Source organism: Massilia sp. 9I (assembly GCF_902506415.1).
In the GTDB taxonomy this organism is placed as follows: Bacteria; Pseudomonadota; Gammaproteobacteria; order Burkholderiales; family Burkholderiaceae_D; genus Telluria.
The window spans coordinates 4423296-4447128 of record NZ_LR733275.1; the positions used below are offsets into that span (position 1 = coordinate 4423296).

Annotated in this window: 21 protein-coding genes and 1 tRNA gene; 9 read left to right on the forward strand and 13 right to left on the reverse strand. The window is 66.3% G+C overall.

What is annotated here, in order from left to right:
* Positions 1–64 precede the first annotated feature (64 nt).
* From rng to GV068_RS19785, 9 genes are all read right to left on the reverse strand, one after another.
* Complete coding sequence (gene rng / locus GV068_RS19745; RefSeq protein ID WP_159701775.1) at positions 65–1537, reverse strand: ribonuclease G; 1473 nt, start codon at positions 1535–1537, stop codon at positions 65–67.
* Positions 1538–1618: 81 nt separating this feature from the next.
* Entirely contained in the window at positions 1619–2236 is a 618-nt protein-coding gene (locus GV068_RS19750) for a nucleoside triphosphate pyrophosphatase (RefSeq protein WP_159701777.1), read from the reverse strand.
* Positions 2237–2251: 15 nt separating this feature from the next.
* A complete protein-coding gene (rlmH, locus tag GV068_RS19755; RefSeq protein WP_159701779.1) occupies positions 2252–2722 on the reverse strand; it encodes a 23S rRNA (pseudouridine(1915)-N(3))-methyltransferase RlmH in 471 nt (156 codons plus the stop codon).
* A 10-nt stretch (positions 2723–2732) separates the two neighbouring features.
* Positions 2733–3416, reverse strand: a complete 684-nt coding sequence (gene rsfS, locus GV068_RS19760; protein ID WP_159701781.1) for a ribosome silencing factor — start codon at positions 3414–3416, stop codon at positions 2733–2735.
* A complete protein-coding gene (gene nadD / locus GV068_RS19765; protein WP_159701783.1) occupies positions 3416–4075 on the reverse strand; it encodes a nicotinate (nicotinamide) nucleotide adenylyltransferase in 660 nt (219 codons plus the stop codon). The genes rsfS and nadD overlap by 1 nt, the downstream gene beginning before the upstream one ends.
* A complete protein-coding gene (hemF, locus tag GV068_RS19770; RefSeq protein ID WP_159701785.1) occupies positions 4072–4995 on the reverse strand; it encodes an oxygen-dependent coproporphyrinogen oxidase in 924 nt (307 codons plus the stop codon). The genes nadD and hemF overlap by 4 nt, the downstream gene beginning before the upstream one ends.
* Positions 4996–5230: 235 nt before the next feature.
* The gene (purD, locus tag GV068_RS19775; RefSeq protein ID WP_159701787.1) at positions 5231–6496 is read right to left on the reverse strand and encodes a phosphoribosylamine--glycine ligase; all 1266 of its coding nucleotides are present in this window, start codon (positions 6494–6496) and stop codon (positions 5231–5233) included.
* 14 nt (positions 6497–6510) lie between these two features.
* Positions 6511–7239 (reverse strand): YebC/PmpR family DNA-binding transcriptional regulator, encoded by a 729-nt coding sequence (locus GV068_RS19780; RefSeq protein ID WP_159701790.1) that lies wholly within the window; start codon positions 7237–7239, stop codon positions 6511–6513.
* Between the two features lie 89 nt (positions 7240–7328).
* The gene (locus GV068_RS19785; RefSeq protein WP_159701793.1) at positions 7329–8102 is read right to left on the reverse strand and encodes a DUF2182 domain-containing protein; all 774 of its coding nucleotides are present in this window, start codon (positions 8100–8102) and stop codon (positions 7329–7331) included.
* A 196-nt stretch (positions 8103–8298) separates the two neighbouring features.
* On the opposite strand from GV068_RS19785, the gene GV068_RS19790 reads away from it, so the two are divergent.
* Genes GV068_RS19790 through GV068_RS25350 form a run of 4 tightly spaced genes read left to right on the forward strand, consistent with a single transcriptional unit; the run spans position 8299 to position 10695 of the window.
* Positions 8299–9219 carry a DMT family transporter gene (locus GV068_RS19790; protein WP_159701796.1) on the forward strand — a complete coding sequence of 307 codons (921 nt, stop codon included), beginning with the start codon at positions 8299–8301 and terminating at the stop codon, positions 9217–9219.
* Positions 9216–9608 (forward strand): methylglyoxal synthase, encoded by a 393-nt coding sequence (locus GV068_RS19795; RefSeq protein ID WP_159701799.1) that lies wholly within the window; start codon positions 9216–9218, stop codon positions 9606–9608. The genes GV068_RS19790 and GV068_RS19795 overlap by 4 nt, the downstream gene beginning before the upstream one ends.
* Complete coding sequence (locus GV068_RS19800; RefSeq protein ID WP_159701802.1) at positions 9602–10576, forward strand: quinone oxidoreductase; 975 nt, start codon at positions 9602–9604, stop codon at positions 10574–10576. Before GV068_RS19795 ends, GV068_RS19800 begins: the two co-directional genes overlap by 7 nt.
* Positions 10573–10695 carry a hypothetical protein gene (locus GV068_RS25350; protein ID WP_267874535.1) on the forward strand — a complete coding sequence of 41 codons (123 nt, stop codon included), beginning with the start codon at positions 10573–10575 and terminating at the stop codon, positions 10693–10695. The genes GV068_RS19800 and GV068_RS25350 overlap by 4 nt, the downstream gene beginning before the upstream one ends.
* Positions 10696–10742: 47 nt before the next feature.
* On the opposite strand, the gene GV068_RS19805 is transcribed toward GV068_RS25350, so the two are convergent.
* The gene (locus GV068_RS19805; protein WP_159701805.1) at positions 10743–11381 is read right to left on the reverse strand and encodes a DUF4136 domain-containing protein; all 639 of its coding nucleotides are present in this window, start codon (positions 11379–11381) and stop codon (positions 10743–10745) included.
* 184 nt (positions 11382–11565) lie between these two features.
* Here GV068_RS19805 and pepN point away from each other — a divergent pair, with 184 nt between their 5' ends.
* The 3 genes from pepN (at position 11566) to GV068_RS19820 (ending at position 15455) form a co-directional block, all read left to right on the forward strand.
* Positions 11566–14211 (forward strand): aminopeptidase N, encoded by a 2646-nt coding sequence (gene pepN, locus GV068_RS19810; RefSeq protein WP_159701809.1) that lies wholly within the window; start codon positions 11566–11568, stop codon positions 14209–14211.
* Between the two features lie 66 nt (positions 14212–14277).
* On the forward strand, positions 14278–15279 hold the full coding sequence (locus tag GV068_RS19815) for a class 1 fructose-bisphosphatase (protein WP_159701813.1): 1002 nt from the start codon (positions 14278–14280) through the stop codon (positions 15277–15279).
* A 100-nt stretch (positions 15280–15379) separates the two neighbouring features.
* Positions 15380–15455: transfer RNA gene (locus GV068_RS19820), tRNA-Thr, on the forward strand.
* Positions 15456–15503: 48 nt separating this feature from the next.
* Here GV068_RS19820 and GV068_RS19825 read toward each other — a convergent pair.
* Entirely contained in the window at positions 15504–16670 is a 1167-nt protein-coding gene (locus tag GV068_RS19825; RefSeq protein WP_159701816.1) for a DUF2325 domain-containing protein, read from the reverse strand.
* A 466-nt stretch (positions 16671–17136) separates the two neighbouring features.
* Here GV068_RS19825 and GV068_RS19830 point away from each other — a divergent pair, with 466 nt between their 5' ends.
* The gene (locus tag GV068_RS19830) at positions 17137–17994 is read left to right on the forward strand and encodes a YqjD family protein (RefSeq protein WP_159701819.1); all 858 of its coding nucleotides are present in this window, start codon (positions 17137–17139) and stop codon (positions 17992–17994) included.
* 164 nt (positions 17995–18158) lie between these two features.
* On the opposite strand, the gene GV068_RS19835 is transcribed toward GV068_RS19830, so the two are convergent.
* Positions 18159–21293, reverse strand: a complete 3135-nt coding sequence (locus tag GV068_RS19835) for an efflux RND transporter permease subunit (protein WP_159701822.1) — start codon at positions 21291–21293, stop codon at positions 18159–18161.
* A gap of 13 nt (positions 21294–21306) precedes the next feature.
* Entirely contained in the window at positions 21307–22476 is a 1170-nt protein-coding gene (locus tag GV068_RS19840; protein WP_159701826.1) for an efflux RND transporter periplasmic adaptor subunit, read from the reverse strand.
* A gap of 82 nt (positions 22477–22558) precedes the next feature.
* Here GV068_RS19840 and GV068_RS19845 point away from each other — a divergent pair, with 82 nt between their 5' ends.
* The gene (locus GV068_RS19845; protein WP_229464368.1) at positions 22559–23653 is read left to right on the forward strand and encodes a DUF1800 family protein; all 1095 of its coding nucleotides are present in this window, start codon (positions 22559–22561) and stop codon (positions 23651–23653) included.
* Positions 23654–23833: the final 180 nt, after the last annotated feature.

Consider the following 23833-nt stretch of genomic DNA (forward strand, 5'->3'; position numbering starts at 1 on the left):
CAGGCCACCGGGCGCGGGCGCCCCAGTTCCCGCCACATCCGCTCCCAGCGCGCCGCGTCCATGCTCACATCAGGATCACGTCGTACTGTTCCTGGTGGTAGCCCTTCTCCACCTGCAGCGAAATGCGCTTGCCGATGAAGTCGCCCAGCATGGCCAGGTGCTGCGATTCCTCCTCCAGGAACAGGTCGATCACTTCCTGCGAGGCGACGATGCGGAACTCGCGCGGGTTGAACTGCTTGGCTTCACGCAGCAGTTCGCGCAGGATCTCGTAGCAGATGGTGCGCGAGGTTTTCACCTGTCCCTTGCCGCTGCAGGCCGGGCAGGGCTCGCACAGGATATGGGCCAGCGACTCGCGCGTGCGCTTGCGGGTCATCTCGACCAGGCCAAGCGCCGAGAAGCCGCTCACCGAGACCTTGGTGCGGTCGCGCGCCAGGGTCTTCTTGAGTTCCGCGAGCACCGCGTTGCGGTGCTCGTTGTTTTCCATGTCGATGAAGTCGAGGATGATGATGCCGCCCAGGTTGCGCAGGCGCAGCTGGCGCGCGATCGCGTGCGCGGCTTCCAGGTTGGTCTTGAAGATGGTGTCGGCGAAGTTGCGTCCGCCGACGTAGCCGCCGGTGTTCACGTCGATGGTCGTCATCGCCTCGGTCTGGTCGACGATCAGGTAGCCGCCGCTCTTGAGGTCGACGCGCCGGCCCAGCGCGCGCAGGATCTCTTCCTCGACGCCGTACAGGTCGAACAGTGGGCGCTCGCCGGTGTAGTGGGTCAGGCGCGACAGCACGCTCGGGGTGTAGATCTGCGCGAATTCGACCAGCATGTTGAAATTCTCGCGCGAGTCGACCTGGATGGTCGCGGTCTCGTCGTGCACGAAGTCGCGCAGCACGCGCTGGGCCAGGTTCAGGTCCTGGTAGAGCAGGGAAGTGGGCGGTCGGGTGCGGGCGCCTTGCTGGATCGCGGCCCAGGTCTTGCGCAGGTAGTCGACGTCGGCTGCAAGGTCGGCATCCGAAGCTTCCTCGGCCTGGGTACGCACGATGTAGCCGCCTTTTTCCTCTTTCGGCAGCAGGTTTGAGAGGCGCGTGCGCAGGTGTTCGCGGTCGGCTTCCTTCTCGATCTTCTGCGAGATGCCGATGTGCTGGTCCTGCGGCAGGTAGACCAGCATGCGGCCGGCGATCGAGATCTGGGTCGACAGGCGCGCGCCCTTGGTGCCGATCGGGTCCTTGATGACCTGCACGGTCAGCACCTGGCCGTCGAACAGGAGCTTTTCGATGGGCGTCGGCGGGCTCGAGGCGGCGCCGTTGCCTTCGTGGCTGCGCGCTTCCCAGATGTCGGCCACGTGGAGAAAGGCGGCGCGTTCCAGGCCGATGTCGATGAAGGCCGACTGCATGCCGGGCAGCACGCGCACGACCTTGCCGAGATAGACGTTCCCCGCCAACCCGCGCGTGAGGGTGCGCTCGATGTGCAGTTCCTGCACAGCGCCCTGCAGGACCAGCGCCACGCGCGTTTCCTGCGGGGTGATGTTGATGAGGATGTCTTCGTTCATGGCAGCCGTGCGATATTGTTCAGGGTGCCATGATACACGCAGCCCGCCGCGCCGGGAGAGCGGCGGCGGTGCAGGAAAGGGTCAGACGTTGTAGCCGGCCTTGCGCAGCAGGGTGGCGGTCTCGAACAGCGGCAGGCCCATGATGCCCGAATGGCTGCCCTCGATGTGCTCGACGAACAGCGCCGCCAGGCCCTGGATGCCATAGCCGCCGGCCTTGTCGTAGGGCTCGGGCGTGGCGCAGTAGGCGCGGATCTGGGCTGGCGTGAGCTTGGCGAAACGCACCAGCGAGACCTGGGTCATCTGCTCGGCGATGCGCTCCGCATGCACCGCCACCGAGGTCAGCACCTCATGGGTACGGCCCGACAGGCGCTCCAGCATGGCGACCGCCTCGGCATTGTCGGTCGGCTTGCCGAGGATCTCGCCGTCGATGGTGACGGTGGTGTCGGCGGTGAGCACGGGGCGCAGCGGCTGGCGGCGCACCTGCAGCATGTTCCAGGCGAAGGCGCCTTTTTCCTTCGCCACCCGGGCCACGTAGTCGTGCGGGTCTTCGTCCCTCAGCACGTCTTCGCTGACGTCGGCGCCGCGGACCGGGTCGCTACGCAGCATCAGCAGTTCGAATTCCACGCCGACCTGGCGCAGTAGTTCGCGCCTGCGCGGGCTCTTCGAGGCGAGGTAGATTTTCTTGTCGGTGAGTTTCATGGTGGGCGCGATGGGTCAGACGCGGTGGTACGGGTGGTTCTGGGTGATCGACCAGGCACGGTACAACTGTTCCGCCAGCATCACGCGCACGATTCCGTGCGGCAGCGTCATGCTGGAGATGCGGATCATGCCTTCGGCTCTGGCCTTCAGCTCGGGATCGAGGCCATCGGCGCCGCCGATCAGGAAGGCGGTATCGCGCCCGTCCTGCTGCCAGGCTTCCAGCATCTGCGACAGGCCGACGCTGGTCAGGTCCTTGCCGCGTTCATCCAGGGCGATGATGCGCACGCCCTTCGGCAGCACGGCTTCGATGCGTTCACGCTCGAGCGCCATGGCGGTGGCGGCGGTCTTGCTGCCTGAGCGCTCGACCGGCTTGATTTCCTTGAGCACGATGCGCAGCTCGGGCGGCATGCGCTTCGTGTACTCGCCGAAGCCGGATTCGATCCAGGCCGGCATCTTGTGCCCGACTGCGGCGATGATCAGTTGCATGAAGGCTCGATTACTCTGCAGCCTTCTTCACGCGGCGGATCACTTTTTTCACCGGCTCTGCATCGGCTGGCGCTGCGGCCTTTGGAGTACGCTTCGGCGGTTTGGCCTTGGTGGCTTCGACGGCGGCGACTTCGCTCTTGCTCGGCGCGACCTTCACGGTCTTGCCGGTCGGGACCTTCTTGGCGGCCGGCTTCTTGGCAGCGGCGGTGGTCTTGGTGGCGGCAGCCTTGCGCGCGGCCGGCTTGCGTTCGTTGACCGGCACGGCTTCCGGCTCGTCCTTGTTGGCGGCCAGGTGCTTCGACTTGACCTTCGACTCGGCCGCGTCAAGCCCTTCCGGCGTCGACTTGCGCTTGGCCGCGCCCAGCTTGACCGGCTTGTCGCCCCAGATTTCTTCCAGGCGGTAGTACTGGCGGATGGCCGGCTGCATGATGTGGACGATCATGTCGCCCAGGTCCACCAGTACCCATTCGCCGGTGTCTTCGCCTTCGAGCCCGACCACGTCGCCGCCTGCTCCCTTGACCTTGTCGCGCACCGAGGCGGCCAGCGCCTTGGTCTGGCGGTTCGAGGTGCCCGAGACGACCGCGATACGGTCGAACAGGCTGGTCAGGTGCGTCGTGTCGAACAGGACGATGTCCTGGCCCTTGACGTCTTCGAGGGCGTCAACGACGACGGTTTGCAGTTTCTTGATATCCATTAGCTTCTGTATAAGTTGTGTTGTTGAATATAGTCTAGCACTTGCGACGGAAGCAGCGCGCTTATGTCTTCCCCGGTGCGCAAAGCATTTCGTACTTGAGTAGCGGAAATATCTACCGCAAGCGTATGGGCCAGGCACACCTTGCCGTACGGGCTGGCGCGCACCTGTGCGGGCGTCGCCAGCCGATCCGCGAGCGCCGCGGCCACCGCGGGCGGCAGCTTGTCCTGGTCCAGCTCATAGCCCGGGCGTGCCGCCACCCCCAGGTTGGTCAGATCGAACAGGGCCTGCCAGTCGCGCCAGCTGTCGAGCTTTTGCAGCTGGTCGGCGCCCATCACGAACACGATCGAGGCTTCCCCGCCCACGCTGTTGTTCAATTCGGCACGCAGCGCGCGCAGGGTCTCGACCGTATAGGTCGCGCTGCCGCGTTCGATTTCCTGCAGGTCGATCGTGACGGCGAAAGGCTGGTGCGCGAAGGCCAGTTCCAGCATCGCCACGCGCTGGGCGTCGCTGGCCAGCAGGCTGCTCTTCTGCCACGGACGGGCCGGCAAGATGCGCAGCTGGTCGGGGTGCAGCAGGTCGGCAAACAGCGCGGCCAGCGCGACGTGGCCGTGGTGCACCGGGTCGAAGCTGCCACCCAGCAGGGCAATGCAGGGGTTCACGCCTCGGGTCCCGCTTCCAGCCAGTTGCGGTGTACCAGGAAGTCCGTGTACAGCGCTGCTTCAGGGCTGCCCGGTTCCGGGCGCCAGTCGTAGCGCCATTTCACGATCGGCGGCATCGACATCAGGATCGCTTCGGTGCGCCCGCCCGACTGCAGGCCGAACAGGGTGCCGCGGTCCCACACCAGGTTGAACTCGACATAACGTCCGCGCCGGTAGGCCTGGAAGTCGCGTTCGCGTTCGCCGTAAGGCGTGTCCTTGCGCGCCTGCAGGATCGGCAGGTAGGCCTCCAGGAAACCGTCGCCCACCTTGCGCACCATCGCGAAGGCATCAATGAAGCCGGTCTCGTTGAAGTCGTCGAAGAAGATGCCGCCCACGCCGCGCGGCTCCTTGCGGTGCTTCAGGTAGAAGTACTCGTCGCACCACTTCTTAAAGCGCGGGTGCAGGTCGTCGCCGTAGGGCGCCAGGACGTCGTGGCAGACCTGGTGGAAGTGGCGCGCATCCGCGTGGTTGCCGTAGTAGGGCGTCAGGTCCATGCCGCCGCCGAACCACCAGACCGGGTCCTTGCCTTCTGCGGTCGCTTCGAAGAAGCGCACGTTCATGTGCACCGTTGGCGCATACGGGTTACGCGGATGCAGCACCAGCGACACGCCCATCGCTTCCCAGGCGCGCCCCGCCAGTTCCGGACGCGCGGCCATGGCCGAGGGCGGCAGGCTGGCGCCGGTCACGTGCGAGAAGTTCACCCCGCCGCGCTCGAACACATTGCCTTCCTCGATCAGGCGCGAGATCCCGCCGCCGCCTTCCGGCCGCTCCCAGCTATCAGCCAGAAAGGGTTTGCCGTCGACCGCTTCCAGCGCCTGCACGATGCGGGACTGGAGCTCGAGCAGCCAGGTCTTGATGGCGGATGGGTTGGGGGTGGTCATGCGTTTGGGGTACGGGCGAAAAATGGGCAGATTGTACACCTGCTGTTAGGGGTGTACTTATTCTTGTGGTGAGTGGGGAGTTAGTGGTGCGCGGAGAACTTGGATTCCCGCCTGCGCGGGAATGACGGTTTGAAAGCTAACAGTACAAATATCGCTAACGTTATCTCAGTCGAAAACTAAAACAACATCATCCCGGCGAAGGCCGGGATCCAATTTTCTATGCGTACCGCAGCGCTTACTTCACCCCACGCCACCCAATATCGCGCCGATACTGCGCCCCATTGAAGTGAATCTTCTCCACCGTCTCGTAGGCCTGCTTCTGCGCCATCTTGACGCTGTCGCCCAGCCCCACGACGCACAGCACGCGTCCGCCGTTGGTCTGCAGCGAGCCGCCCACCAGCTGGGTGCCGGCGTGGAAGGTCACGCATTCCGGGGTCTCGGCCGGGATGCCGTCGATGACGTCGCCCTTGCGCGGATCGTCCGGGTAGCCGGCGGCGGCCATCACGACGCCCACCGCGGTGCGGCGGTCCCATTCCAGTTCGACCGTGTCGAGCGTGCCGTTGCAGGCATGGTCCACCACCGCGAGGAGGTCGCTTTTCAGGCGCGCCATGATCGGCTGGGTTTCCGGGTCGCCCATGCGGCAGTTGAATTCCAGCGTGCGCGGGTTGCCGTCAGCGTCGATCATCAGGCCGGCATACAGGAAGCCGGTGAAGACGATACCGTCCTTCGCCATGCCCTGGATGGTCGGGTTGATGATCTCGCGCATCACGCGCGCGTGCATCGATGGCGTCACGATCGGGGCAGGGGAGTAGGCGCCCATGCCGCCGGTGTTCGGGCCTTCGTCGGCGTCCTTCAGGCGCTTGTGGTCCTGGCTGGTCGCCAGCGGCAGCACGTTCTTGCCGTCGCACATGACGATGAAGCTGGCTTCTTCGCCAGCAAGGAATTCCTCAATCACGATGCGCGCGCCGGCGTCGCCGAACGCGTTATCCGACAGCATGTGGTCGACCGCGGCATGCGCTTCGTCGAGCGTCATGGCCACCACCACGCCCTTGCCGGCCGCCAGGCCATCGGCCTTGATGACGATCGGGGCGCCGTTGGCGTCCACGTAGGCGTGGGCCTGGGCCGCATCCGAGAAGCTCTGGTACTTGGCGGTCGGGATGCCGTGGCGCTGCATGAAGGCCTTGGCGAAGTCCTTCGAGCTTTCCAGCTGCGCCGCTTCCTTGGTCGGTCCGAAGATCTTCAGGCCGCGCGAACGGAACAGGTTGACGATGCCGGCGGCCAGCGGCGCTTCCGGACCCACCAGGGTCAGGTTGACGCCTTCCGCCACCACGAAGTCGGCCAGCGCGGCCGGGTCGGTGATCTCGATGTTCACCAGGCGCGCATCGAGCGCGGTGCCGCCATTGCCCGGTGCGACAAAGACGGTCTGGACGCGTTCCGACTGGGCCAGTTTCCAGGACAGGGCATGTTCACGGCCACCGGAGCCGACGACGAGGATTTTCATAAAGCTTCCCGAGATTACTCTTCTTCAATGACGGCGTTGGTGTAGACGTCCTGGACGTCGTCCAGGTTTTCCAGCGCGTCGAGGATCTTCTGCATCTTGATGGCGTCTTCGCCGGTCAGCACGGTTTCGTTGTCCGGCTTCATGATGACTTCCGAGACCTCGGCCTTGAAGCCGGCCTTTTCCAGCGCTTCCTTCACGCCGGCATAGGAGAACGGGGCGCACAGGACTTCGAAGCCGCCTTCCTCATCGGCCACCACATCGTCGGCGCCGGCTTCCAGCGCGGCTTCCACCAGCTTGTCCTCGTCCACGCCCGGCGCGAACTGGAACTGGCCGACGTGCTTGAACATGAAGGCCACCGAACCTTCGGTGCCCATGTTGCCGCCGTATTTGTTGAAGGCGTGGCGCACTTCGGCCACGGTACGCACGCGGTTGTCGGTCAGGCAGTCGACGATGATCGCCGCGCCGCCGATGCCGTAGCCTTCGTAGCGGATTTCCTCGTAGTTGACGCCTTCGAGCTCGCCGGCGCCGCGCTGGATCGCGCGCGTGACGTTATCTTTCGGCATATTCGCATCGGCCGCCTTTTCGACCGCCAGGCGCAGGCGCGGGTTCGAAGCGATGTCGCTGCCGCCCATGCGTGCGGCCACGGTGATCTCCTTGATCAGGCGCGTCCAGATCTTGCCGCGCTTGGCGTCGGTGGCGGCTTTCTTATGCTTGATGTTGGCCCATTTGCTGTGTCCAGCCATGTCGAGAATTCCTTAGACGGTATGCAAGAGTGGGCGACATTCTAACATAGGCCCCTCCCGCAAATCCGCCGGGCACCCTCAATAACATGTCACGGAAACAACAAAAAGGTGCCCCAGGCGACCATCACGGCACCTGCGATACAGGCCGTGAGGTAGGCGTCTTCCAGCTTCAGTTCGACCAGCGCCAGCAGCGCCACGGCGGCGAAGAAACTGGGGTTGCCCGGTCCAGCGCCGAGCAGCAGCAGGACCAGCAGCCAGCAGCAGCCGAGGCACTGCCGTCCATGCTCCGCGCCCTGCCACAGGGCGCCCACGGCGCTGGCGCGCCAGTCGACCAGCACCCCTGACAGCGGGGCGCGGCAATGCTGCAGGCAGGCGTGCTTGGCCGGTGTCCACTGCCAGGCGCCGGCGGCGACCAGCGCCAGGCCCAGGGCCGGCTGGGGCGCCGCCAGGGTGCCGTCGAGCAGTCCGGCATCGTGCAGGGCCCAGTGCAGCAGGGTGACCAGGGCCGCGAAGCCGGTCCAGCCGAGCAGGCAGCCGAGTGCGAACAGGGTGGTGCGCAGGACTGGCCAGCGCACCGCGGCGCGGCGGCGTGCGACGCGCAGGTAGACGAACACGCCACCCGCCGCCGCCGGCAGCATCAGCGCCATGCACAGGCCGGTCCACATGGCGAACAGCAGCAGCACTTCGCCGGCCCGCAGCGGCGCCGGCAAGGGCAGGGGCGATGCGCCTGCGGGCTGCGCTTGGACGGTGGTGGCGCCCTGGAATGCAAACCAGGCCCAGCAGGCGCACGCGAGCAGGGCCAGCCAGGCCAGGCCCAGCGCGAGCGGCCTGCCGGGTCGTTCATCGATGCCGGACAGGCTCATCGGGCACTCCCGGTTCGGCCTGCCGCGTGCACGATCCTTGCGCGCGCATGGGGCCGCGGGCAGCGCAGGTTTGACGAGTTCGACATTCGATCTCTCCTCGGTATGTTTGGTCGATGTGCGTTGTTCGACCGCGCGGCGGCGGTGGCGTTCTGGAGTCCCGTCAGCGAGCCCGGAGGATCGCTCGTACAATCGTCGGATGAAGCTAAGCTCCCCCGCCAATCCTGCTGCTCCCTTACCACGCGCGGCCCTCGTTGCCGGCCTGTCGATCGCCATCGGCGGCGCCGTCCTGTTTTCCACGAAGGCTGTCGTCGCCAAACTGCTGTACCGCTACCACATCGATGCAGTGACTTTGATCGCGTTCAGGATGCTGTTCTCGCTTCCGGTGTTTGCGGCTGTCGCGATCTGGAAGATGCGGACCCAGCCGCCACTGTCGAACAGCGACCGCTGGCGCATCGCCGTGCTGGGCCTGCTCGGCTACTACCTGTCGAGCTACCTCGACTTCCTCGGCCTGCAGCACATCTCGGTCGGCCTCGAACGCCTGATCCTGTTCCTGACCCCGACTTTCGTCCTGCTCGCCAACGTCGTGATCTTCAAGCGGCGCATCGGCAAGGCCGAATGGGCGGCACTTGGCCTGGCGTATGCCGGCATCGTGCTGGTGTTCGTGCACGACCTCGCCGGCGGCTCGGGCAGCACCATCCTCGGCTCGCTGCTGGTGCTGGGTTCGGCGGTGGCGTATGCCTTGTACCTGCTCGGCACCGGCGAGATGGTGCGCCGCATCGGCTCGCTGCGCCTGGTGGCCTACGCCATGTGCGTGTCGAGCGCGGCCTGCATCGGCCAGTTCTTCCTGCTGCGCCCGGCGAGCATGCTGGTGCAGCCGGCCGGGGTTTACTGGCTCTCGCTCGTGAATGGGGTATTCTGTACGATCTTCCCCGTGTTCATGACCATGGCCGCGGTCCAGCGCATCGGCGCCGCCACCGCTTCGCAGGCCGGCATGATCGGTCCGGTGTCGACGCTGTTCCTCGGCGCCCTGATCCTGGGCGAGCCGGTGACCGGCGTGCAGCTGGCCGGAACCGGCCTGGTGCTGGTGGGGATCTACTTGCTCTCGCTGAAAAAATGACGACAACGAAACCGAGGATTGCGCTCATCGCGCACGACAAGAAGAAGGACGACATGGTCAAGCTGGCCGGCGAGTACCTTTACTTCCTCAAGGGCTGCACGCTGTCAGCCACTGGCACCACCGGCGGTCGCCTGGCCAACGAATTGGGACTGACGGTCGAGCGCAAGCACTCCGGCCCGGTGGGCGGCGACCTGCAGATCGGCGCCCTGCTGGTCGAGGGCGGGATCGACTGCGTGATCTTCCTGCGCGACCCCATGACCCCGCAGCCGCACGAACCCGACATCAACGCCCTGGTGCGCGCTTGCGACGTGCACAACGTCGCCTGCGCGACCAATGTCTCGACCGCGCGCCTCGTGCTGTCGCAGCTGAAGGAGAAGACAACATGGTGAAAGCCATCCGTATTGCCAGCTTGGGCGGGCCCGAAGTGCTCGAATACGTCGACGTCGAGGTCGGCGAACCAGGGCCGGGCGAGGCGCGCGTGCGCCACCACGCCATCGGCCTGAACTTCATCGACACCTATTACCGCAGCGGCTTGTACAAGATGGCGCTGCCGGCCGGCCTGGGCCAGGAGGCGGCCGGCGTGGTGGAGGCGGTGGGCGAGGGGGTGACCTGGGTCCAGCCCGGCGACCGCGTGGTGTATGCCGGCGGTCCGGGCGGCGCCTACAGCGAAGCGCGCGTCATGCCGGCCAACATGCTGGTGCGCCTGCCGGAGTCGATCCCGTTCGAGCTAGGGGCCGCCATGACCTTGCAGGGCCTGACCGTGCAGTACCTGTTCAACAGCACCTATAAATTGCAGCCGGGCCAGACCATCCTGTTCCATGCGGCAGCCGGCGGCGTCGGCCTGATCGCCTGCCAGTGGGCGAAAGCGATCGGCGTGAACCTGATCGGCACCGTCGGCTCGGAAGAGAAGGCGGAGCTGGCGCGCGCCCACGGCGCCGCCCACGTCATCAACTACAACACGGAGGACGTGGTGCAGCGCGTGCTCGAGATCACGGATGGCGCCAAGGTGCCGGTGGTGTACGACTCGGTCGGCAAGGACACCTTCATCCGCTCGCTCGACTGCCTGCAGCCGCGCGGCCTGATGGTCAGCTTCGGCAATGCCTCCGGCCCGGTGCCGCCCTTCGCCCTGAGCGAGCTGGCCTCGCGCGGCTCGCTGTACATCACGCGCCCGACCCTGTTCGCTTATGCGGCCTCGCGCCCTGAACTGGAAGCGATGGCGGCCGACCTGTTCGCGATGGTGGAAAGCGGCAAGGTGAAGATCGAGGTCAACCAGCGCTTCGCGCTGCGCGACGCCGCCGAGGCGCATCGCGCGCTGGAAGGTCGCCGCACCACCGGTTCGACGGTGCTGCTGCCATGAGCGCGCCACAGAAGGATGACGACGGCGTCCCGAAGTTCGGGCGCCTGCTGATCGTGCTGGTGCTGTCGGTCGTGCTGGTAGCGCTGATTACTTTCGCTTCAGAGGCGTATTACTCATAAAAAAACGGAGCCAGTCACCTGGCTCCGTTTTCATTTGTGGTGAACGATCAGCCGTTCTGCTGCTTCAGTTCCACCCTGCGCGCCACACCCGAGGGCCCCGGGAAGCCTTCGAAGGCGCTCTGCACCAGCGCCGGCATCAGCACCGGGGTCGACAGCTCGCGGCTGGTGTTGTGCACCGTGACGTCGAACAGGCGCTTGCCGTCGCCGGCCGACTTGATCCCAAGCTGCAGTTCGCGGCGGTACTGGTGCTCCACCGAGACCTGGTAGGCCGGGCTCCAGAACGGATCGTAGAAGGGGCTGTACCAACCGCCCCAGTAACGGCGGTGGAAGCCGCGGTAGCCGAAGCGCGGCACCGGACCCCACATCGGCTGGTAGAAGGGCGAGATCGGTTCCACCACGCGCACCGGCACGTCGGTGGTGGTGAAGCGCATCGACACCGTCAAGGCCGGCTTGCCGCCGGCGGCGTCGCTGAAGCCTAGGCGCGCCAGTTGGCCGCGCACCAGGTCCTGGTAGGCGCGGTATTCCAGCGTGTCGTCCTGCGCCGGCGGCGCTTCGAACACGTAGCTCTTGTCCTCGATCTGCGCCGGCCACTGGTGGAAGGTGGTGACATCGCTGCGGACCGTGGTGGCGCACCCGGTCAGCAGCATCGCGAACGCCGCTCCGGCGGCGATCATCAGGCGTTTCATTGCGTTCTCCCTTAACTATGCGGACTTTTCCTAGCCTCTAGAATACCTTCTGTTCAGAAACTACTGAAAGACATTTACACCCGGTTACGGGGCGCACATTCCGATACATAAGGAAACGGAGCGGGCGCCGCAAAATCTTGTTGGTAAAATAAGCACTTCCTCACTGTCTCTTTGCGGACTTCCTATGCGCACCGATACGCCCCAGACGATTTACCGGAGTGACTACACCCCGCCGAGCTACCTGGTGGATACCGTGGAACTCGGCTTCGACCTCGACCCCGCCCGCACCGTCGTCGCCAACCGCATGACCCTGCGGCGCAACCCCGACAGCGCCCAGCGCGAGATCGAACTGTACGGGGAAGACATCGAACTGGTGGCGCTGCGCCTGAACGGCCGGCTGCTGGCGGAGCGCGACTACGCCATCAACGGCAACCTGCTCACCATCCCGAACGCGCCGGAAGAAGCCACGCTCGAGATCGAAACCGTGTGCGTGCCGGAACTGAACACCACACTGAGCGGTCTGTACACCTCGAACGGCAACTTCTTCACCCAGTGCGAGGCAGAAGGCTTCCGCCGCATCACGTATTTCCCGGACCGTCCGGACGTGATGGCCGTGTACACCGTGATGTTGCGCGCCGACAAGGAGCGCTATCCGGTGCTCTTGTCCAATGGCAATCTGCTGGAAGAGGGCGAGCTCGGCGACGGCCGCCACTACGCCAAGTGGGAAGACCCGTTCAAGAAGCCGTCCTACCTGTTCGCCCTGGTCGCCGCGCGCCTGGTGTGCCAGGAAGAGACCTTCCGCCTGGCGGACGGCCGCGACGCGCTGCTGCAGGTCTGGGTGGAAGACGGCAACCTCGACAAGACCGACTACGCGATGCAGTCGCTCAAGCACAGCATCCGCTGGGACGAGGAGCGCTATGGCCTCGAGCTCGACCTCGACCGCTTCATGATCGTCGCCACCAGCGACTTCAACATGGGCGCGATGGAAAACAAGGGCCTGAACATCTTCAACACCAAATTCGTGCTGGCGAATCCGCGCGTGGCGACCGACATCGACTTCCAGGGCATCGAGGCGGTGGTGGCGCACGAGTACTTCCACAACTGGACCGGCAACCGCGTGACTTGCCGCGACTGGTTCCAGCTCTCGCTCAAGGAAGGCCTGACGGTCTTCCGCGACCAGGAATTCACCGCCGACATGATCGGCACCGATACCGGCCGCGCCGTCACCCGCATCGACCAGGTGCGCACCCTGCGCCAGGCCCAGTTCCCCGAGGATGCCGGCCCGATGGCGCACCCGGTGCGTCCCGACTCCTTCGTCGAGATCAACAACTTCTACACCGTCACCGTGTACGAGAAGGGCGCGGAAGTAGTGCGCATGTACCAGACCCTGCTGGGCCGCGACGGCTTCCGCAAGGGCATGGACCTGTATTTCGAACGCCATGACGGCCAGGCCGTCACCTGCGACGACTTCCGCAAGGCCATGGCCGACGCCAACGGCCGCGACCTGCGCCAGTTTGAACGCTGGTACGACCAGGCCGGCACCCCGGTGCTGCGCTTCGAGGCGCGCTACGACGAAGCGGCGCAGACCTACGGCATCACCTTCTACCAGACCTGCCCGCCGACCCCGGGCCAGCCGGACAAGCAGCCCTTCCACATCCCGGTGGCGATCGGCCTGCTCGACCGCGAAGGCCGCGACATGCCGCTGGTGGTGGATGGCGAGGCGCGCGGCACCACCACCGTGCTGGAACTGACCGAGGCCGAGCAGACCTTCGTCTTCAGCAACGTCCAGGAACAGCCGGTGCCGTCCGTGCTGCGCGACTTTTCCGCGCCGGTGATCCTGCAGCACGGCTACAGCGACAGCGACCTGCTGCACCTGTTCAGCTACGACAGCGATCCGGTCAACCGCTGGGAAGCCGGCCAGCGCCTGGCCATGGGCCGCCTGCTCAAGCTCACCGGCGAGGCGCCTGTCTCAAGCCGCCTGAGCCTGGACGACACCTTCATCGAAGCGATGCGCAAGATGCTGACGGACGAGTCGCTCGACCCGGCCTTCCGCGAACAGGCACTGCTGCTGCCGACCGAAACCATGATTTCCGAGCAGCTCAGCGTGGTCGATCCGCTGGCCGTGCACATGGCGCGCCAGTTCATGCGCGCCAACATCGGCGCCCGCCTGCGCAGCGAACTGCTGGCCCAGTATGAAGCCAACCAGACCCCGGGCGCCTACAGCCCGGATGCGGCGTCAAGCGGCAAGCGCGCCCTCAAGAACCTGGCGCTGTCCTACCTGAACGCGGCGCCGGACGAGGAGACCATCGCGCTGGCCGTACGCCAATGCCGGGAAGCCGACAACATGACCGACCGCGCGGCCGCCCTGAGCGCCCTGATCCACGCACGGGCACCGGAGGCGGAAGCCGAACTGGCGCGCTTCTACGACGAGTTCCAGGGCGAAGCGCTGGTGGTCGACAAGTGGTTCGCGATGCAGGCTTCGGCGCCGACCACCGACATCGCCAAGGTGCGCGAACTGATGCGCCACCCGGCCTTCAACCTGCGCAACCCGAACCGCGCGCGCAGCCTGATCGCCAACTACTGCATGAACAACCCGGTCGAGTTCCACGCCCCGAACGGCAGCGGCTACCTGTTCTGGGCCGAGCACGTGACCCTGCTCGACGCGCTCAACCCGCAGGTCGCGGCGCGCCTGGCGCGCGCCATGGACCGCTGGCGCCGCTACACCCCGGCCCTGCAGCAGCACATGAAGACCGCGCTGCAGCAGGTGGCGGGGCAGCAGCGGCTGTCGAACGACGTGCGTGAGGTCGTGACCAAGGCGCTCGCCAATTAAAAATATAATCTGCGGGGCGCTTGCGTCGCCCCGCGCAAAGGCATTAAACCAAACCAAAGGAAGTCCATGAAACGCGTCAGTCTTACGCAGTACCTGGTCGAGGAACAGCGCCTCCACCAAACCATCAACGCCGAACTGCGCCTCCTGATCGAGGTCGTGGCGCGCGCGTGCAAGCGCATCAGCTACTCGGTCAGCAAGGGCGCGCTCGGCGAAGTGCTGGGCAGCGCCGAGACCGAGAACATCCAGGGCGAAGTGCAGAAGAAGCTCGACGTGATCTCGAACGAGATCCTGCTCGAGGCGAACGAGTGGGGCGGCCACCTGGCCGCGATGGCCTCGGAAGAAATGGAGACCATCCGCAAGATCCCGAGCCGCTACCCGAAAGGCGAATTCCTCTTGATGTTCGACCCGCTCGACGGCTCGTCGAACATCGACGTCAACGTCTCGATCGGCACCATCTTCTCGGTGCTCAAGGCGCCGGAAGGCATGGTCGAACCGACCGAGCAGGACTTCCTGCAGCCGGGCACCCAGCAGGTGGCGGCCGGCTATGCCGTGTACGGCCCGCAGACCATGCTGGTGCTCACCACCGGCAACGGTGTCCAGTGCTTCACCCTCGACCGCGAGATGGGTTCGTGGGTGCTGACCCAGAACGACATGCAGATCCCGGAAACCACCAAGGAATTCGCGATCAACATGTCGAACAAGCGCCACTGGCACCCGCCGGTGCAGCGCTACGTGGACGAGATGCTGGCCGGTTCCACCGGCCCGCGCGGCAAGGACTTCAACATGCGCTGGATCGCTTCGATGGTGGCCGACGTGCACCGCATCCTGAACCGCGGCGGCATCTTCATGTACCCGGCCGACCTGCGCGATCCATCCTCGCCGGGCAAGCTGCGCCTGATGTACGAAGCCAATCCGATGGCGATGATCGTCGAGCAGGCCGGCGGCGCTGCCACTGACGGCAGTAAGCGCATCATGGACATCCAGCCGACTAAGCTGCACCAGCGCGTGCCGGTGTTCCTGGGATCGAAGAGCGAGGTCGAGCTGGTCACCCGCTACCACGCCGAGTGATGTTTTTAGTAAGGCTCGGCTGAAATTGCCGAGTCGGACTAGCAAGTTTCCGGAGTTGTTTGCTAGAATACGGCTCTTCGTCCGGTTCGCCCGGCGTTGAGCCGCTGTAGCTCAGTCGGTAGAGCAGCGCATTCGTAATGCGAAGGTCACCAGTTCGATTCCGGTCAGCGGCACCAGAACTTCAGAAAGCCCGTGTCTCCCAAGGACACGGGCTTTTGCATTTTCTAGACCGGCGCGGTCGCTTCCTGCAGTCCGCGCACAAGACTGGACACGCTCGGATTGTCCACGAAAATGCAGCGCTTGCCGGTGCGCTTGCAATGGTCTTTCAGGCGCCAGTAAGCATGGTGGCTGATGCAGCCGGTCTGGCAGATCACCAGGTCGGCCGCGGCGAGGCTGGCGTCGAGCTGGCCCGCGCTGTCTTCCAGCCCGCCATCATGGTGTGCGAACTGCGCGCCGACCTGCTCGATCACGTTGCGATAGACCGGCACGCTGCCGCTGCGCCCGCCGACGCACAGGACGCTTCGGTTGACCAGTTTGATCGGCACCTCCACTGGCGCCGGCGGCGCCGGTACGCTTGCCGCCGCCGGCAGCTCCGGCGCCACGCTGCGCGCCGCCTTCAATGCCGCCAGCTGGGCCCGTAGCGCCGCTTCCCGTCCTTCCATCTGCGCCAGCCGGTTCGCGAGCCGCTTGCGCGTGTCCAGTTCGGGCACCTCCGCCTGGAGCCTGGCCAGTTCGGTGCGCAGATTGTGGATGTCGGTGTCCTTCGCAATGGCAGCGGCGCGGGCCGCCATCAAGCCATGCTCGTAACGTTCGGCCTGGGCGGTCTTTTCTTCCAGCTGCGCCTGGCAGCGCTGCTGCGCACGCGCCAGTTCGCGCACCAGGCTTGCATTCTCGGCGACCAGCGCCTGGTACTTGTCCATGTCGGCCCGCACGCAGGCGCCGGCCTGGTGCTGCACCATGTGGATGTCGCGGCACATCTTCTGTTCCAGTCCAGGCGTGCAGCGCGGGTGGCTCAGGCCGGCCCAGAACGCGCCCGGCACATTGCCGGCCGCAACCGCCTGGGCCCACAGCGCCGCCACCTCGGCCTCCGCCTTGGCGGCGCGAAAGCGCGCGATCTCGCCGGCATAGCGGCGCTCCAGCTCCTTCTGGATGGCTTCCGACAGCGGATTGCGTACTGCACATTCGCTGACCGCGCCGACATGGATGTCGTAGTCGTCATGCAGCAGCCGCCCGCCCGTGACCCGTTCCACCAGCTTGCGCAGGGCGCCCAGCGGCAGGGCGACGCCGACCAGCGGGCAGTGGCTGGCCGCGCTCAGTTCCCAGACGCGGCGGCGGCGCGAGCCGGCTTGCGAATCCTCGATGGCCGTCGGCCGAGCGTGTTTGTCGCACATGCATGCTTCCTTTCAGCGTTGCCGGAGAAGGGCTGCCCTTTTCCGTAAATGAGAATGATTATCATTCATATGATAGCGCAGCTGAGGTGGAAGGCAAGCGGATTTGCGCTTCAAGGAGTGGCGAAGGCCGATGGCACAGCTCTGTTAGGCAGCGCACGGTCCCGTTATCGCCGACGTTGTATTTTTTGTATCGCGACGCAGTGTCCGATACTGCGCGCGATTTCGGACCGCCACAGGCGACCGCTCATGCAGCGACGAGGACCACTACGCTAACGGCGGAACTTTTGCGCTCACTCCAGGTCTCGGTAAACGAGAATGGATCTGGGGCAAGAAAGAAAGTTGCGTTTTGAGCTAGCGCAGTCAATCGTCGTCCCTCGCGCCGTGTGAAGCGGAATCGAGGAAGAATGTGGTGATAGTCGGGTATCGGTCTAATTCGCGTTGGTCTACATTTTACGAGGGATACATCATGGATAATCAGAAACCTACCGAGGGTAAAGGCAGCGACGCAAGCCGCGATAGCGCAGGTTCGAGCATCGGTAAAAGCCAGAGTTCCGGCCTGAACCAGGGCAGCAGTGCTTCGGGCAGCAGCCAGAGCGGTTCGTCGGGCAGCCTCGGCAGCGCCAACGCCTCGCCGAGCACCGCCAAGCCTGCCACCGGCAGCAGCAGCGGTTCCGTCGGCGGCACCAGCAATGCGGGCAGCCAGCAAAGCAGCTCGCAGAGCTCGGGCAACCTGGGCAGCAGCGGCAACAAGCAAAGCGGCTCGACCGGCTCGACCGGTTCCAGCGCAGCCGGCAGCAGCGGCAGCCTGAGCAGCACCACCGGCGGCAACAGCGCCCTGGGTTCGACCGGCAGCTCGTCGGGCAGCACCACCGGCAGTAGCGCGGGCACCACTGCATCGAGCAGCGGCAGCATGGGCGGCGCCAGCGCGCAGTCGTCGGATTCGTCCTCGACTAGCGGCGACCAGTCGCAGTCCCAGGGCGGCATCAAGGGCGCCATGGCCAACATCACCCCGGACAAGGCGCACGAGAAGATCGACCAGCTCGCGCAAGGCGCGCAGCCGCTGGTGGACCGCCTGGTCAGCACCGCACACGCAGGCGTCGACCGCCTGAGCGGCATGCTGAGCGGCGCATCGGAAAGCCTGGGCCAGCGCAAGGGCCAGCTGGGTGAAACCTACCAGAACTACTCGACCAAGAGCACCGAGTACGTGAAGACCAATCCGGGCACCGCCCTGCTGGTCGCAGCCGGCGTCGGCTTCCTGCTGGCCAAGCTGCTGGGCGGCTCGAGCAGCAGCGAGCGCAAAGAGTACCGCTACTACCGCGACTGATCGGCTTAGCCATCAAAGCAAAACCCCGGCGGGCGTCAAGCCCGGCCGGGGTTTTTTCATTGTAGGGCGGTCGTTCAAGCGTGGCGTGAATAGCGGGACGGCCGGTCTTCTTTGGCTGAACGCGCGGCCGGCAGAGCCGGCCACCCTAGGGATTGCGACCGGTCTTATTTGACTGGGTCAGACTGTGGCTCTTTCACCGGCACGTGGGCCGGCGCATGCGCCGGCTTGCGCCGCAGCTTGGCGACATTGCGCTTCATGAAGTGCTCGAAGTCGTCGACATAGGTGAACACGGCCGGCACCACCAGCAGGCTCAGCAGCGTCGAGGTGATCAGGCCGCCGATCACCGCGATCGCCATCGGCGAGCGGAAGCTCGGGTCGCCCGACAGGCCGAGCGCCAGCGGCAGCATGCCGGCGCCCATGGCGATGGTGGTCATCACGATCGGGCGCGAACGCTTGTGGCAGGCGTCCACCAGGGCATCGAAGCGGTTCATGCCCGCCTCGCGCGCCAGGATGGCGTAGTCCACTAGCAGGATCGAGTTCTTGGTCACGATCCCCATCAGCATGATCAGGCCGATCATGGTCGGCATCGACAGCGCACTATTCGTCAGCAGCAGTGCCACGAAGGCGCCGCCGATCGACAGCGGCAGCGCGGCCAGGATGGTCACCGGCTGCATGAAGTCGTTAAACAGCAGCACCAGCACGCCGTAGATGCACAGCACGCCGATCAGCATCGCCACGCCGAAGCTGGCGAACAGCGCCTGCATTTCCTGGGCGTCGCCCAGTTCGGCGATCTGCACGCTCGGCGGCAGGTTCTTGAAGGCGGGCAGGGCGCGCGCCTCTTCGTTGACCTCGCCCAGCGAACGGCCCTGCAGTTCCACGTCGAGCGTGACGTTGCGGGTGCGGTTCAGGCGGTCGATCTGGGCCGGGCCGCTTTCCATCGTGATGGTGGCGACGTTCGCCAGCAGCACCGGGCCGCGCGAACCCGGCACCGTCAGGCGTCCCAGCGCATCGAGGTCGGCGCGCACGGTGTCCGGCAGCTTGACCCGGATCGGCACCTGGCGCTCGGCCAGGTTCATCTTGGCCAGCGAAATGTCGTAGTCGCCGGCGGTGGCGACGCGCACCGTCTCGCCGATCGCGGCGGCGGTCACGCCCAGGTCGGCCGCGCGCGCGAAATCGGGGCGCACGATGATCTCAGGCCGCACCAGCGACGCGCTGGAGCTGACGTTGCCGACGTTCTTGAGCGTGCGCAGCTCGCGCTCGGCCTGGCGCGCGGTGGCGGTCAGCGCTTCCGGATCCTCGCTGCGCAGCACCAGCTGCATCTTGGTACCGGTGTCGTTGGCGCCGACGTTGAAGCGCGCGCCGGGGATCTGCGCCATCTTCTCGCGCAGCGCGCGCTCGATATCGGACAGGCCTTCGTCGCGGTCATGGCGGTCGACCGTGGTCACGGTCAGCACCGCGCGCCGCGCTTCGGCCGCAGCGCCCGGGGCGAAAGCATCGCCGCTGGAGCCGCCGCCGATCGAGCTGAAGATGCTTTTCACGCCGCCCACCTGCATCGCGGCCTGGCGCGCCTGTTCCGCGATCACGTGGGTTTCGGCCAGGGTCGAGCCGGGCGGCAGTTCCAGCGTGATCAGGGTCTGCGAGCGGTCGGCCGGCGGCACGAAGCCGGTCGGCAGCAGCGGCACCAGCGCGATCGAGCCGATGAAGAACAGGGCGGAGCCGATCGCCGTCACCATGCGATGGCGCAGGCACCACTGCATCGCGCTCATATAGCGGCGCATCAGCGGGCCGTCCTTCTCCTCGCCGTGGTGCTTGGACGGCTTGAGGATGTAGGCCGCCATCATCGGCGTCAAGAGGCGCGCGACGACCAGCGAGGCGAGGATCGCGAGCACAGCGGTCCAGCCGAACTGCTTGAAGAATTTACCCGGGATGCCGCCCATGAAGGCGGTCGGCAGGAACACGGCCACCAGGGCGAAGGTGGTGGCGATCACCGCCATCCCGATCTCGTCGGCCGCTTCCAGCGCCGCCTGCATCGGGGTCTTCCCCATGCGCAGGTGGCGCGAGATGTTTTCGATCTCGACGATCGCATCGTCCACCAGCACGCCGATCACCAGGGCCAGCGACAGCAGGGTCACCATGTTCAGCGTGTAGCCGAACAGGTACTGGCCCAGGAAGGCGGGGATCGCCGACAGCGGCAGCGCGGCCGCGGCCACCAGGGTGGCGCGCCAGTCGCGCAGGAACCACCACACCACCAGCACCGCCAGCACCGCGCCTTCGTACAGCATCTCCATCGAGGCGTCGAAGTTCTCCTCGACCGGCGCCGAGTTGTCGATCACTTCCTTGAGCACCACGTTCGGGTGCTCCTTCTGCAGTTGGGCGACGGCGGCGCGCGCGCCTTCGGCGACGTCGACCTCGCCCGCGCCGCGGGTGCGGAAGACTTCGAAGCCGACCACCTTGCGGCCGTCCTGCTCGGCCAGCGAGCGCGGTTCGGCCACGGTGTCGCTCACCGTGGCGACCTGCTCGAGCTTGACGTGGCGGCCGTCCGGCAGCGGGATGTCCATCTGCGCCAGCTCCTGGGCTGACTGCACGGTGGCGATGGTGCGCACCGACTGCTCGGCGCCGTTCACGTCGCCGCGTCCGCCCGGGCTTTCCCTCTGCACCTGGCGCAGCTGGCGCGACACGTCCAGCGCCGACACCTGGAGCGCGGCCATGCGCTGGTCATCCAGCTCGACCCGCACTTCTCGGGTGACGCCGCCCACACGCTTGACCGAGCCCAGGCCCGGTACGCTCAAGAGGCGCTTGGAGACGTCGTGGTCGACGAACCAGCTCAGTTCCTGGTCGTCCATGGCGCTGCCGGCGCCTTGCGCCGGGGCCGCGGTGAAGGTGGCGACCACGCGGCCGGCGGTGGCGGCCTTGGTCACGCTCGGCTCGCGCATCTCGGGCGGCAGGTCGGCGCGCACGCGCGCGACCGCATCGCGCACGTCGTTGACCGCCTCGGCAAGGTCCTTCTCGAGAATGAATTCGACAGTGATCGTAGCGACGCCGTCGAGCACCTTGGTATAGATGTTCTTGACGCCCTGCAGGGTGGCGACCGAGTCCTCGATCTTGCGCGCGACCTCGGTTTCCAGCTGGGCCGGGGCCGCGCCTTCCAGCGTGGCGGCCACGGTCACGATCGGCAGTTCGATGTCGGGGAAGTCCTGGATCTTGTTGGCCTTGAAGGCCAGCAGCCCCGCCAGCGTGAGCAGGGCAAACAGCATGATCGCGGGGATCGGATTACGGATCGATAGCGCGGAAAAATTCATGATCGAACCCCGCTCAGCGCGATGCGGTCTGGCGTGCGGCCTTGGCCGGCGCCGCCGGCGCCGGGACATTACGCACCAGATCGCCGTCATTCAGGAAGCCGGCGCCGCTGACCACGATCGGCGTGCCGGCCGCCAGGCCGCCGGAAATCTCGACGCGGTCGCCCAGACGGCGGCCGGTGCTGACCTTCAGCTGGCTCACACGGTTGTCCGGGTTCAGACGGAACACGTAGCTGAAGCCGTCGCGCACGGCCACGGCCTGCTGCGGCACGGTGAGGGCATTGGTCGCGCCCAGTTCGAAGCGGCCGCTGGCGAACATGCCGGCCTTCAGCGGCGCGTTGGCGGACAGCGTGGGCGGCAGGTCGACGTAGATCAGCGCCAGGCGGGTCTGCGGGTCGACGGTCGGCGCCACGGTGCGCACCTTGCCCACGATCTCGCTGCCGCTGGCGGCGCGCACCGCGGCGCGCATGCCCGGCTTGATGCGGCCCAGGTCATTGGAGGTGACTTCGGCGCGCCATTCGAGGCGGCCCTGGCGGATCATGCGGAACAGTTCCGTGCCCGGCCCCGTGACGGCGCCCACGGTGGCGCTGCGCGCCGAGATGATGCCACTATCGGGCGCGACGACGGTGGCCTGGCGCAGGCGCAGTTCCTGCTGGGCCAGCGTCGCGCGGTTAGCGCTGACCCTGGCCTGCGCGGTGCGGTCGGCGGTCAAGAGCTGGGTGACCTGCTGTTCGCTCAGCGCGCCCGAGCTGCGCAGTGCGCGCGCCCGGTCGGCATCCTGCTTGGCGGCGCTGGCGTTGGCCTGCGCTTCCTGCAGCGCGGCGCGCGCCTGCTCGACGTCGGCGCGCACGGTCTCGCTCGCGAACACCGCCAGGGTCTCGCCCTTCTTGACCACGTCGCCCACGTTGACGCGCACTTCCATCAGGCGCAAGCCGTTCGACTCGCTGCCGATGACGGCTTCCTGCCAGGCCGCCACGCTGCCGTTGGCGGTCAGGCCGACGGGCAAGCTGGTGGTGGACGGCTGCCCGGTGGTCACGGTCAGCGCCGGCGTCGGCGCGGCGGGCTTTTCGTCCTTGGCGGTGGCGCGCTTGGGCACGGCCAGCGCGAACGCAAAGCAGAGCGTGGCGCCGGCAACGGCGACCAGGGGCACGGGGACATTCAGGGGCAGGCGGCGGAGGGTAGGCATATTCTTCGATGACTTTGGTTCAAGCTGCTAAGTGTAGCAAAATTGCAATCCCGTGGGCCTGATTCGTGTGTTTACCGGACCGATGTGTGGTCTTTACAAACATTTACCAATGCACGGCTCCAAGGGGCCGGCGCGAGGGTATAACCATGACATGCACGTCTGGTCCCTTTTTCTTCGCTGCGCCGCGCTGTTCCTGGCGCTGGCCGCGGCGCCGCATGCGCGTGCCGCCGTCCCGATGGATGAGCGGCAGGCGCTGCATCTCTTGAGCCGGCTGGGCTATGGCCCGGCGCCGGGCGAGGTGGCGCGCGTGCGCGCGACGGGCGCGCACGCCTGGGTCGACAGCCAGCTGGCGCCGCCGCCGCTGCCGCCTTACCTGGCGATGCGCCTGCGCGAACTGGCGGACGCGCACGCGCCGCCTGGTGAAGCGGTCCTATTGCTGGCCATCGCCAGCCCGCGCCAGCTGGAAGAAGTGCTGGCCAATTTCTGGCTGGGCTGGTTCAGCGCAGGGCAGGCCGTCGATGCCGACGCCTTGCGCGATGCCTTGCGTCCCCATGTCTTCGACCGTTACCAGGACCTGGCCGGGCAGGCGCGCGCGCGGGGCCTGCGACTGCCGGTGGGCGGCGAGCACGCCGCGTTACGGGCGCTAGCCCGGCATTTCGTCGACGCCCCTCCACCGGCCATGCTGCGAACATTGGCGCGGGTGTGGGATGCCAGCGGCGGCGATCAGCGCGCGGTGCTGCGCCAACTGCTCACCAGCCGTGCATTCCTGGCGCCAGCCCAGTGGAACAGCCGGCGCAAGGACGACTTTCGTTTCGTCGCCTCGGCGGTGCGGGCTTCGGGCGTGTGGGTGGAGTATGTGGCGCCGCTGGGCGAATATCTGCGGCAGCCGATGGGGAGAGGAGAGCGCGAGGCCTTCGTAGAGCGGCTGGCGGACGGCGGGTTCTCGCTGGGGCGGGCGCCGCCGCAGCCGCAGCGCTACGCCTCCTCGGCGCCGCCGATGCGGGCTACCGTCACCCCGGATGCGTCCCAGGGCATGGTGTCGCAGCCGGGACCGGCTCTGATGGAAGCGCCGACGCCGTCCGCGATTGCCCGTGCTGCAGCCGAGGCGCGCAGTGTGCCGGCCGATCCCGAACGTCTGCGTATACTGCTGCGCAGCGCGGATTTCCAGCGTTATTGAACAGAGAAAAGGGATATTGCGCAGCGCAACAATTGGCTGCCGAGTGTCTGGTTTTGGAAACGGTTCCTTGGTGAAACCACTCCAGTAGTTCTACGGTATTGCACTGCACAAAAAACCGCGCTATATTAGAACCGTCTCCTCCAGTTTTCTCCGAAAATTGGATTATCGCCTGCCAGCCGC